The sequence below is a fragment of the Actinomyces glycerinitolerans genome, from assembly GCF_900098745.1.
In the GTDB taxonomy this organism is placed as follows: domain Bacteria; phylum Actinomycetota; class Actinomycetes; order Actinomycetales; family Actinomycetaceae; genus Actinomyces; species Actinomyces glycerinitolerans.
Window position 1 is genome coordinate 461,110 of the sequence record NZ_FQTT01000009.1, and the last position, 12,134, is coordinate 473,243.

The 12,134-nt window shown below is 68.0% G+C and carries 6 protein-coding genes; 2 read left to right on the plus strand and 4 right to left on the minus strand.

Annotated features, from left to right (window positions below):
• Position 1 precedes the first annotated feature (1 nt).
• The 3 genes from ACGLYG10_RS06040 to ACGLYG10_RS06050 form a co-directional block, all read right to left on the minus strand.
• Positions 2 to 1,696 carry a carboxylesterase/lipase family protein gene (locus ACGLYG10_RS06040; RefSeq protein WP_073329016.1) on the minus strand — a complete coding sequence of 565 codons (1,695 nt, stop codon included), beginning with the start codon at positions 1,694 to 1,696 and terminating at the stop codon, positions 2 to 4.
• Positions 1,697 to 1,708: 12 nt separating this feature from the next.
• Positions 1,709 to 4,672 (minus strand): alpha-L-rhamnosidase, encoded by a 2,964-nt coding sequence (locus ACGLYG10_RS06045; protein ID WP_211482984.1) that lies wholly within the window; start codon positions 4,670 to 4,672, stop codon positions 1,709 to 1,711.
• Positions 4,673 to 5,064: 392 nt separating this feature from the next.
• Positions 5,065 to 6,009, minus strand: a complete 945-nt coding sequence (locus ACGLYG10_RS06050) for a hypothetical protein (protein ID WP_139240866.1) — start codon at positions 6,007 to 6,009, stop codon at positions 5,065 to 5,067.
• A gap of 821 nt (positions 6,010 to 6,830) precedes the next feature.
• On the opposite strand from ACGLYG10_RS06050, the gene ACGLYG10_RS06055 reads away from it, so the two are divergent.
• Complete coding sequence (locus ACGLYG10_RS06055; RefSeq protein ID WP_139240867.1) at positions 6,831 to 9,164, plus strand: PKD domain-containing protein; 2,334 nt, start codon at positions 6,831 to 6,833, stop codon at positions 9,162 to 9,164.
• Positions 9,165 to 9,275: 111 nt separating this feature from the next.
• Here the strand turns inward: ACGLYG10_RS06055 and ACGLYG10_RS06060 are convergent, their stop codons facing one another.
• A complete protein-coding gene (locus tag ACGLYG10_RS06060) occupies positions 9,276 to 10,331 on the minus strand; it encodes a LacI family DNA-binding transcriptional regulator (protein WP_073329021.1) in 1,056 nt (351 codons plus the stop codon).
• A gap of 267 nt (positions 10,332 to 10,598) precedes the next feature.
• Here ACGLYG10_RS06060 and ACGLYG10_RS06065 point away from each other — a divergent pair, with 267 nt between their 5' ends.
• Positions 10,599 to 12,134, plus strand: a complete 1,536-nt coding sequence (locus tag ACGLYG10_RS06065) for an ABC transporter substrate-binding protein (RefSeq protein WP_073329023.1) — start codon at positions 10,599 to 10,601, stop codon at positions 12,132 to 12,134.

Below are 12,134 nucleotides of genomic sequence, written 5' to 3' on the forward strand. Positions count from 1 at the left end.
CCTATTGTGCGGATTCGGCGTCGGCCAGCATGGCCAGCTCCAGGGGATAAACGAGCTCGTCGACGGCGCCGGCGGGGGCGGCCGGGCCGCCGTAGCGGCGTCCGGTGCCGGCCCGTGCCCAGGGCGCCCAGCCCGGTGCGCCGTCGCGGATGAAGCGCACCCAGTCGGCGTGCATGACATCGGCCAGTGACTGCGGGCGTGGTGAACCCTGGACGCCGTCGGCGTGCGGGTGGGCCAGACAGTCGAAGACGAAGGGCACCTCCATGCAGTGGGTGGACAGGCCGCCCGCCGGCGCGGGCAGGGCCGAGCACCAGGAGAAGTCGTAAACCCAGGTGCGGTCGGCCGCGACCGGGTCGGCGCCGCGCCGCCGCACCCACTGAAGTACCGGCAGGCGGAACAGGCCGTTGGAGACCACCTGGCCCACCAGCAGCTCCTCGTCGCCGGCCAGTTCCGGGTAGGTGGCGGTCAGCTGCGTGATCCGCTCCGGGCGCATGCCGGCCTCGGCCAACAGCTCCGCGGCGCCACGCCCGGCCATCTCCCCGCTCAGGGCCCGGCCAATGGGGGTGAGTTCGTGGCGCACTCCGCCGCACAGGACCGGCACATCCGCCGCCGCGCTCGCCGCGTCCAGGGTGGCGGCGGGGATGATGTCCCCGTCTACCACCGGCATGAAGGTGCGGGAGATGGCCCGGGGCGGGCGGATGAAGCGCGACAGGTCGGCGGAGACGTCGAACAGCGGGAACTCCCGGCCGAACTGCTCCGAGACGTCCAGCACCCGTTCCTCCGACACGGAGCGCCAGCCCGCCATCTCCGGGGTGATGCCGACGATCTGGGCGGCCCGCTCCCCGATCACGCGGGCGTCGGCAGTGGTTGCCGCCGTCGTGCCGCCCGACTCGCAGATCACGCCGTGCAGCAGGCCGCGGGCGCGCGGGGACGCCAGCAGCACCAGGGCGCTGGCACCGCCGGCGCTCTGCCCGCCGACGGTGATCCGCTCCGGGTCCCCGCCGAAGGCGGCGATATTGTCCCGCACCCACTCCAGGGCGAGGATCTGGTCCAGCACGCCGCGGTTGACCGGGGCGTCGGAGTCGGGGATCCAGCCGAAGCCGTCGAAGCCCAGCCGGTAGGAGATGGACACGGTGACCACGCCGTCGCGGTTGAAGGCGGCCCCGTCGTAGAAGGGGCTGGCCGGGCTGCCCGCGTAGAAGCCGCCGCCGTGAATCCACACGAGCACCGGCAGGCGGGCGTCCGCGTCCCCGGGTGCGGGGGTGAAGACGTTCACCGCGAGGACGTCGTCCCCGGGGATGGACGGCTCGGGGATGGCGGTGGTCTCCCCGAAGGGGCGCCGCTGCGGGGTGGGGCCGGGGCGGGTGGCGTCCCGCGCGCCCTCCCAGCGTCCGCGGCGCACCGGCGCCAGGAAGCGGCGTGGGCCGGTCGGCGGCTCGGCGAAGGGAATCCCGTAGAAGACGGCGGAGCGGGTGCGGCGGTCGGCGACGGCCCCCGCCCGGTCGGCGACGGCCCGGCCGGGCCCGCCGGTGCTGTTGGCCGCGCCGTCGTCGCGGGCGGATGCGATGCTGCGCCACACCCCGCGCACCGCCCCGCAAGGCGCGTCGACGACGGGACCTGGCCCGGGCTGTGGGATTGCGATCGGCGTGGAAGCGGGGTGGGCGCCGGAGGACGTCGACTCGCCGTGCGTTCGCATGACGGCGGGACCTCAGGCGACCAGGTGGTGGCGGCCGTGGGACAGTTCGAGGGGCGGTTCCTCCTCGCGTCCCGGCAGGGTCACCCGCGCCCGTGCCCCGACGGGGACGACGACGTCGAGTTCCAGGCGGCCCTGGCCGGCGGCGGCCGCCTGCGGCGTGACCTCGCGGCCGGACTCGTCCACCAGCCGCCAGGAGGAGGCCGCCCAGCCGTAGGGGGTGCGGTGCATGGACTCGGCGTGGGTCAGGCCCCCGCCCGGTGCCGGCGCCACCTCGATCACCCGGTAGCCGGGCTCGGCCGGCGCCAGGCCCGCGACGCTGCGCTGCAGCCAGGCCGCGACCGCCCCCAGGGCGTAGTGGTTGAAGCTGGTCATGTCGCCGGGGTTGATGGTCCCGTCCGGCAGCATGGAGTCCCAACGCTCCCAGGTGGTGGTGGCCCCCATGGTGACCGTGTACAGCCAGCTCGGGCAGGAGGTCGTCAGCAGCAGCCGGTAGGCGGCGTCGGCGTGACCGGTCGCCGTCAACGCCCCGGTGAGTACGGGCGTGCCCGCGAAGCCCGTGGACACGTGCCCGCCGGAGGCCTCCACCAGCTCGGCCAGCCGGTCCCCGGCCACTTGGCGGTGCTCCTCCGAACCGGTCAGGTCGAAGGTGATCGCCAGGGCGTAGGCGGTCTGCGTGTCGGAGGTCATGTGCCCGGCGCCGTCGGTGAAGCGGGCGCGGAAGCCCTCCCCGATCGCGTCCGCCAGGGCGGTGTAGTGAGCGGCGTCGTCGTTCTTGCCGAGGACGGCCGCCCAGCGGGCGACGATCCGGGCCGACTGGGCGAAGAAGGCGGTGGCCACCAGGTAGGGGTCGGTCATCGCCTGCATGGGGTTGTCCGGCGGGGCGGAGGGGTCCAACCAGTCGCCCAGCTGCATGCCGGAGTCCCACACGTGATCGTCCGCGGACAGGGAGTCCACCAGGTCCACCCAGGCCTTGGCGGAGTCGTACTGCTGGGCCAGCAGGCCGCGGTCGCCGGTGGCCCGGAACAGCTCCCACGGCACCACGGTGGCGGCGTCGCCCCACACGGCTGCCGGCCGCGGCGGGGTCCAGAGTCCGCCCGGAATCACGGGCACGTACCAGGTGACGGTGCCGTGCGCGGCCTGCTCGATCGCCAGGTCCGCCAGCCAGGAGGACAGCAGCCCGGTGCAGCCGTAGTGGAAGGCCGCGGTGGGGGCGAAGGCCTGGATGTCGCCGGTCCAGCCCAGGCGCTCGTCGCGCTGCGGGCAGTCGGTAGGCAGGGCGACGAAGTTGTCCCGCATGGACCACCGCGAGTTCTCGTGCAGGCGGTTCACGCGCGCGTCCGAGCAGTCGAAGGCGCCCAGCCGTTCCATGGAGGTGTGCACGACGACGGCGGTGATCGCCCCGGCCTCAATGTCCCGCTTGGCGGCCGCCGCCCCACCCGGCCAGCCGGCCACGTCCGCGTAGCGGAAACCGTGGATGGTGAAGGCGGGCTCCCACTCCTCCACGCCGTCGCCGGCCAGCGTGAAGCGGTCGGTGGCGGCGGCACCGCGCAGCGGGCGCGTACCCAGTCGGCCGTCCTCCAGCACCTCGGCGTGTCGCAGGGTGATGGTGGTGCCCGCCGGGCCGGTCACGCGGATGCGCAGGCGGCCGGACAGGTTCTGCCCGAAGTCGATCAGCACGCGCTCCGGGGCGGTCTCGATCTCCGCCTCCCCGATCGACATCGCCTGCCGCTCCTGCACCGTGACCGCTACCGGAAGCAGCGTCTCCTGCGCGCGCACAGGGGCATCCAGCGGCATGATCAGCTGCTCGGCGTCCGGGGCGCCCACGGCCACCGGCGACCATTCGGCGTCGTCGAACCCGGGGGCCGACCAGCCCGGAGTGGTCAGACGAGCGTCCACCGTCTCGCCCTCGTACAGGCCGGTGAACAGGATCTCGCCGGCGCCCGCCCGCCAGTCCGGGCCGGTGGCGACCGTGGTGCGGGTGCCGTCTGCGTGGGTGAGCTCGAGCTGGATGATGGCGGCCACGTCCATCCCGTACAGGTTGCGGTAGCCGCCGTCGAAGCCGATGTGTCCGCGGTACCAGCCGTCGGCCAGCTGAGCGCCGAGCGCGTGGCGGCCGACGCCGTCGCCGGCGGGGGAGGAGTCCAGCAGTTGAGCGGTGACGTCGTAGGTGCGAGCCACCAGGCGCTGCCCGTATACGGTCCAGCCGGGCACCAGCTCGTCGACGCCGACGCGGCCGCCGTCGAGCTCGGCGCGGATCAGGCCGTGGGCACTGACATAGGCGCGGGCGGCCACCACCGGGCGGTCGACCGTGAACTCGTGGCGCACGCGCGGCGGGCGGCGGTCGCTCTCAGGGTTCTCCGGCCAGGCGGGGCCGACGGGCAGCGCCTCCCAGTCGGCGGCATCCAGCAGGCCGGCCTCGTAGACAACCGGCTCGGACCATTCGGTGGTGGCGGGCACCGCGGTCGAGGGTGCGGTGGCGGAGGCGGCGACGGCCACACTGCCGGTTACGCGTACGCGCACCGCCACGCGCTCGCGGGAGGCGAGTGCGGGGGCGGGCCAGTCCACCAGGACGCCGTCGGCGGTGGCCAGGGGAAGAGTTTCAGGGGCGGCGATCGGGACGCCGGCCGGGTCGGTGCGGGTGAGCTCGACCTCGGCGTCGGTGGGGGTCCAGCCGGCGGGGGCGGTGGGGATCTCCCAGGACAGGCGCGGTGTGGGGGAGGCGCCGCCCAGGATGTCGCCGGGGAGGTATTGATCGAACTTGAGGTGAGTTGGGGCGGCCAGTTCGCCGACGGGGTCGGGCAGGGCGGCAGCGGTGATGGCGGGCTCGGGGACGGCGGGCCGGGCAGACGGGAGGACGCCGTCGGGCTTGGAGACTGAGACCTCGGGGAGTGGACCCGGTGCCGCGGGAGACGGGGGCTGGGGCGCGGTGGCGGGCTGCTGCGGTGCGTGAGGTGCTGGTGTTGTCTGCGTTGACACGGTGTGGCTCCGTCTGCGGTGACGAGGGGCGGGCGTTGAAACGACTCAAAGGTTAATTGCGGGGAGGGTCCGAGTCAATGGGCGGCAATAGGGGGTGATGGGCGGCAATGGGGGTCGCCCCGCGGGCCTCCTGGTTGGCGACAGGCCGGCAAGCGGTGTCCGAAGCGCGCGTCGAAGGCGACCCGGCAGACCCGAGGACGACCTTGGGCGGGCGAGTCGTCCCCCTTCGCGGCTCGAGAACGCCGTCGCAAGCCTCAGAACGACCCAGCCTGGACGTTCGAGCACGTCGTCCTCATCCCGGGCGCGACCTTGAGCGGGCGAACACGTCCTTTTCGTCCCGAGATCGACCTTCACCCGTGCGGGTGTTCGCCGTGCTTGAAACTCGAGCCGCACTACTCCCACAGGCCGGGAACGCGGCGGGCGTGCAGCGTCACGCTTGGCGGCATGTGCGCCATGACTCTTGACGTCAGTCGGGCCTCGTCATTGAGGTCTGCGTACGTCACTCGCATGAACGACCAGCCCATGGCGCCGATGGCGTCCTGCCGGAGCTTCTCCTCCCAGACGTCGTCATTCACGCTGTACTTGCTGCGGCCGTCGAACTCGATCGCCAACCGCAGATCCGACCAGGCGAGGTCGAGGAAGCGCCGGCCGCCGGCTTCGAGCAGGATTTCGTATTGCAACTCCGGTGGCGGCAGCCCGAGTGCCACAACCAGCCGCCGGGTCAGGCTTTCACCGGGTGACTCCGAGAAGGGGCTCGCCATGGCGACGACGGCGCGGGCGCGCACCGCTCCCCGCCGTGGTCCTTCGGCCTCCACCGCCGCCAGCAACTGGGGGCGAACGTGCTCCCACCGGGACTGGGCCTGCTGCGGGTTGAAGCGATCGGGGTGGCACAGCGCCCGCATGGCCGAATCGACGATCGTGATCGACTCGCGCGCAGGCAGGTCGAAGGCACAGTCGACCGCTGTTCTAAGCAGGGTCGTGACCGGTAGCCCGTTGACCACCTCCACATCTTCGGGCTGCAGGCGGGAGCGGCGGCGTCTCAGACTGACGGCACGACCCGCCCCGGAAAGATGTGGAAGGCTCCCATCCGCGAAGTCGATGGGAGCCAACGGTTGTCGGGCACGCTTGGGATTCGTAGGTACCGCGATGCGAATATCGGTTTCGCCGCGACGCAGCCACAGGCCGTGTACGAGTGCCGCGGCCTCATGGGTGAGTACGACCGCGGATCTGGCTGAGTGAACGGCAGCGACACAGCGGGCCAGGCCAACCTCGCGCTGCTGCGCCCACACCGCCTGCCCGGGAGTCGGAAGCAGGGCGACGCCGGGAGAGATCTGCACGCGGGCGTCCACGGCCCGAGCTCTGCTGGGGCGCCCGGCGTAGGCGAACTCGATGGTCGGTAGCGGAGGCGGTGCGGGTGCGCTGCGACTGGATTGGCGGGTGTTCTTGCACGCAATAGTCGTTGGGGTGAACCCACCCGATACTGAGTTTTCGTTGGTATTATGCGGAATTGTCGGTTGGGTTGGAGTTGGGTGGCGTGGCTCCAGTGTGCAACGGGCGCCTCGTTGCACACTGGAGGCGGCTCATGGCTGCTGGCGGTCTCAGTAGAACCGCGGAATCGTGCGGATTGTGAGATCGGACTCTGAGGAGAAGTGTGCAATGCGGCGGGCTACGGCGCGAGCGCGCACTGTTCCCCGTCACGGCCATCACTGCATAACCAGGTCTACGCCACATCGAGAGACTTGACTCGAGGAGATCGCAGCTTGTCCACGGGCGGCCGGTCGGTCCTGTGGCGAAGAATCGATGCGGGCGGCAGATAGTAAGCAGGTGGCGTCGGAGATGAATCGGGATCGCTAGCGATGGTGCTCCCGTCACTTGCGGTTGACGCATGCCCTAGGTGTTGACAGCATCGCACGGACGGTCTACCTTCCGTATGTAGAACGGTCTACGAACAACTGAAGGGGCGCTGGTGCCTCCTCCGGGTCGACCGTTCACGGTTCGCGCCGTCGATGACGGTGTGCGCGTTTAGGGCCACCCGGCGGGGTGATTGCATGAAGGAAGGCCAATGACAGAGAAGCCAATGCCGCCCTCTCAACTACGACCGACATCGTCGCGACGGCGTCGCCCGCTCTGGGGCGGCTGGCGTAGAGGGATACGCCGCATGATTGCGCCACCGAGGCGTCTGCTGTGGCTGGGGGCATTCCTGTGTTGCGCATTGTCGTTGATGGCCGGCGGTATGCCGGTCGCCCGCGCCGCCGCGGCGCCTCTGGGGAGTGGTGAGTCGTGTGCTACTTCGACTACGGGTGCGGTTATTGTCACTGCCGAGTGCCTCGACGCTACCTACGCCGATGCCGTCATCGAATCGGAGGAGGATGTTACCTCGCCGACAACGTTGCACATTGTGCGGGGCTACTTCGAGGGGACGTCATCGCGGTTCGCCGTTTACCTGCCTCCCGCTGGGCAGTGGCAGGGCCGCTTCTTCCAATACACCTACCCGCTCACCGATGAGAACGCCGCGGATGAGACGATCCTGTTCGGTGTTAACTCCGGCGGATACACCGTCCAAGCCTCCGGCTCAAGCGGCTACAGGCACGCGGCGGCGGCCGCCAAAGTGTCCCGTGAGATCGCCGCCTCCTACTACGGCGACGATGGGCGCCATATCTACGGCTACCTGTATGGGCCCTCTGGTGGTTCCTTCCAGACCGTCGGTGCCGTCGAAAACACCACCGGCGTCTGGGACGGCTTTGTCCCCACGGTAATGGGCACGCCCGTGTCCATCCCCAATAACTTCTTCATCCGCGCGATGGGAAGATTGGTTCTCGGTGACGTGCGCCAGCAGATTTCCGGCGCCGTACTCAACGGCTCCGATCCGTACGCCGGTCTGAACGATGCGCAGACCCTGATGCTGGAGGAGATGACTGCCCTGGGCGTCCAGCTCGAGGGCTGGGAGGACCCCGACTACCTTCTTGGCTACAGCTTCGATGACGGTCTGCTCGGTTATGTCGCAATGGTGAAGAGGATGGACCCGACCTACGCCGACGATTTCTGGAATGAGTCCGGCTACCTCGGCACCGAAGACTCCCCGTTGGGTGAAGTCGTCAGAGCGGCACTGGTGGATACGACTCTTTCCGTCACTGCTGTGGAGCGCGACGGTGCCGGGTCCCCGGCCGCGCTCATGACGGAGGGTTTTCCCGCTGGTGCCTTGGATGAAGGCCTCGACATGCAGGTACTGGATAACGATGGCGCCCCCGTGGGAGAGCTTGTCGGCACGCTCGACGCTACAACCGGACGCATTCACCTGGATGAGGGGAGCGATGCGGCGGCGTTGGCGGCGCTGGCGGAAGGTACACAGATCGCTACCGACAACCGCTGGTCGATAGCGGTGCGCTCTTATTACCGCCACCAACTTCCGCCCCAGGAGGAGGGCTTCACGGTATACAACCGCTTTTACGACGACGCCGGTGAGCCGCTCTATCCGCAGCGGCAGTCGCGCATTGCAGGCATGATGGCGAGTTCGATCTCGGGTGGTGCCACCTACTCGGGCCTGTTCCAGGGGAAAGTCATTCTGGTGTCGAACTTGCAGGACGTCGACGCCTACACCTGGCACGCTCCCTGGTATGTCGAGCGCGTGCGTTCAGCCCAGGGCGATGCCGGGGTGGATGAACGGTTGCGGATCTACGTAAACGAGAACGCCGATCACCTTGAAGGCCCGGTAACCGGCGAGAAGTCGACCCGGATCGTCTCCTACGATCCCATGGTGCAACGAGCCCTGCGTGAACTGGTGGCGTGGGTGGAGGAAGACGTCGAGCCGGCGTCTTCCACCTCATACACCGTTGCCGGCGGTCAGGTCGTCCTGCCGTCCACAGCGGCGGAGCGGGCGGGTGTGCAGCCCGTGGTGACTCTTGCTGCCGACACCACCACTGCTGAAGTCGGGCAACCGGTCCGATTCGAGGTGAGTGCCGATATGCCGGCGTCCGCAGGAGAGTTGGTCCGTATCGACTGGGAGTTCACCGGAACCGGTGATTACGTCGAGGCCATGCAGACGTCCGAGGAAAACGTACGTGCGAGTGTCGAGCACGTATTTGCTGAGCCGGGTGCCTACTGGGTCACCGTGCGGGCGACGTCGGCTGCCGCAGAAAACTCCGATTCTTTCGCCCAGGTGCAGAACCTCGCCCGGGTCCGCGTGGTTGTGCGGGAAACCGGGGGCCAGTCGGACCCGACTCCGATGTCGACACCCTCGGCCACCGATGCGGCGCCTACGCCGCTCGCGACCCGCCCCGCAGTGCAGTCGGCCTCCACCATCGCGCCGAGTACCGCAGTGACTGCGAGCGCGACAGTGCCCGGCGCCGCGGTGTCGGCGACCCCGACGCCATCTGCGGCGAGTGGCTCGGCGAAGACATTGGCCCGGACCGGTGTACCGGCAGTAGCGCTGATGGCAGGTGCTGTATCCGTTCTCGCGCTCGGCGCGCTATTGGTGGCTCGACGACGCGCCTGACTGCGTCCGGTCCGGAGGCGTGCAGAGGTCGTTCGCACGCCTCCGGGCCGTGCTGTGGGAGTCACAGGTCGGGGCTGCCGCGCGCGAGAACAGGATGGCGCCGGCGAGGCGTCACCGGCGGGCAGGGGGAGGCGCGGTTGTGCTACGAGTCACCAACGTGGGCTCGATGATGCGCCGGGTCGGCTCAGCGCGCCCGTTGATCCGTTCCAACAGTAGGTCGATCGCTGCTTTGCCGGTCTGCTCCCCCGATTGGTCGATGGTGGTCAATGAGACGCGCCGCAAGGCCGTGGTGTGGACATTGTCGTAGCCACTCACGCTCATGTCCCCGGGGACGGTCAGGCCTTGTTCTTCGATATAATCAAGTACTCCGAAGGCGACGGCGTCGGTTCCGGCGAATATGGCGGTAGGGCGATGCCGTCGTGTGAGTGCACGTTCGGCGGCGTCACGTCCCCCAGCTTCCGAGTAGTAGGTCTCAATTACGTCCGGGGTGAGCCCGTGGTTTTCCATCGCTCGGACGAATCCTCGGCGCCTCATCGTTTGCGACAGTAGATAACCGTTCTCAACGCTGGAGAGCGGCATGGCGGTGTGAGCGATCCACTCATGTCCCAGCGACACCAAGTGGTCGACCATGAGCTGTGCGCCATGATACTCGTCGGTGACGACGGTATCGAAGAGTTCCGGCTCCCCGTGGAGCGCCACCGTGGTCAGGGGCATGGTCTTGGCCAGTCGATTGAGAGACGCCATGTCGAGCCTGGGGGAGATCAGAATGATGCCGTCGACTTGCAGATCCACAAGCGAATCGATGCGTCTGCGGTAGCCGTCAGGTGAAGTGCCGGCGATTGTCAGGATATCCTGGTACTGGGTCTCGTTGAGTCGAGAGGCGATGGCCTCGGCCACCTCGAATTGGAAGGGTGAGGCGAAGTCGGTCAGCACCAGACCAATCGTCTGCGAGCTGCCACGCATGGTGCGAGCTCCGGTGCGTGGGCGGTAGTCTAGTTTCTCAATCGCTGCCTCTACCCGCTGCCGCATTTGGTCGGAGACACCGTAGGCGTTCCGGAGCACTTTTGAGACAGCGGCGACCGAAACCCCGGCCTCGGCCGCAACATCCTTGATGGTGGCGCGCTTGCGGGGCTTCGACTGGCCTGATGGTAAGGGAGATGCGGACACATGGGCATTCTAGATGTAGTGCACCGTTCTACATAACGTGAGATGGTGGCGTGGCTGTCGCGGTCGTTGCGCGAGATGGCAGGTCTGGGGGCTTGAGTGGCCGACTCTCGTGTATGTTGCGTCGCGAGACCATCTCCTTGACAACCGTCTTCGGAGGTTCTATCGTCGTCGTAGAACGTTGCACAGTCCGGTTGTGCAAGGTTCCGGCCGACAGTCGACGCCGACTCGGCCAGGAGTTCGTATCCCATCCGTCCAAGGGAGGACATCATGCGACTCGTCACCCGTCGCTCCATGCTCACCGGCTCCGCTGCTGTAACTATCGGTGCGATACTCGCCGCCTGCACCGGAGGAGCCAACAATACCGGCGGCGGTGCGGCCTCCGGAGGCGCCAAGGACACTCTCACCCTTGGCATGACCGCCGATATCGAAGGCTGGGATCCCAACAATCAACCCGGTTATCAGGGCTGGCCGGGAGAGGCGATTTGGGGGCTGGTGTGCCGTCCGAACGAGTTCGGCGAGCTCGAGCCCAGCCTGGCTGAATCCTGGGAGATCAGCGACGACCGCAGGAGCTTCACGGCGCACCTGCGCCAGGGCACCACCTTCTCCGACGGTGCTACAGCTGACGCCGAGGCCGTCAGAGCGAACTTCGAGTTCGCCGCTACCAATGAGGCCACGCGCAGCCTGTACGAGGGCATCACCTTCGATGTTCCTGATGCCCAGACCATCACGCTCACCTGGCCCGAGCCGCAGCCCCTCATGAATGACCGAGTCTCCCGGGTCAAACTCACCTCGCCCGATTTGATCGACTCCGGCAACCTGAACGACAAGCCCGTGGGATTCGGCCCCTATCTGCTTGATGAGGCAGGAACCACCCGCGGATCCGTGTACTCCTTCACCAAGAACGAGGAGTACTGGGAAGCCGACGCCTACCCCTACGCCAAGCTCGTCTGCAAGGTGTACGCCTCCGAGACCGCCGCGCTGAACGCCCTCAAGACCGGTCAGATCGACGGCACCCTGGTTAACGCCCAGTCCTACGACGAGGTGACCGGCTCCGGGTTCGAGGTCAAGGAAATGAACGGTCAGACCACCCGGCTGCTGCTCACCGACCACAAGGGCGAGATCATCCCAGCTCTGGGTGATGTCCGCGTGCGCCAGGCCATCAACATGGTCTTCGACAAGCAGGCCATGGTCGACAACCTGTACGCAGGCCACGGTGAGGTCTCGCACCAGATCTTCCGCCCCGGTTCCACTGCATACCTAGATGACCTCGCCGACCCGTACCCCTTCGACGTAGACAAGGCCAAGTCCCTCATGTCCGAGGCGGGCTACGCCGAGGGTTTCGAGCTTGAGCTACCCACCATGGATGGCCAGAACCACGACGTGCTCATGCCCTACGTGACCCAGCAGCTCGCCGAACTGAACATCACCGTCAAACAGGTGCCGCTAACCGGAGCCAACGCCATCGGTGACCTGCTCTCGGGTACTTACCCGGTGGTGCTGTGGCAGTTGGGCAATATCGGCGACTCTGTCCAGGACATCGACATCGTGGTACGCGACACCGGCTACTGGAATCTTGAGCATCAGAAGGACGAGTACGTCGACGAACAGTGGGACATCATCTGCACCGGCACCGACGAGGAGGCCGAGGCCGCGCAGAAGGCCATCAACCAGTACATCATCGACCAGGCCTGGTTCGCCCCCATGGTCAACCCCACCTCCTTCTACGCCCATACCGCCAACGTCGTCATTGACAACGTCTCCGACCTTGAGGGCCTGGCCCCCAAGCTCCGCGACTTCCAGTGA

Excerpts from the sequence above, each read along its gene's own strand:
- ACGLYG10_RS06065 (WP_073329023.1), top strand. The coding sequence starts at position 10,599 with ATGCGACTCGTCACCCGTCGCTCCATGCTCACCGGCTCCGCTGCTGTA.
- ACGLYG10_RS06055 (WP_139240867.1), top strand. The coding sequence starts at position 6,831 with ATGATTGCGCCACCGAGGCGTCTGCTGTGGCTGGGGGCATTCCTGTGT.
- ACGLYG10_RS06040 (WP_073329016.1), bottom strand. The coding sequence starts at position 1,696 with ATGCGAACGCACGGCGAGTCGACGTCCTCCGGCGCCCACCCCGCTTCC.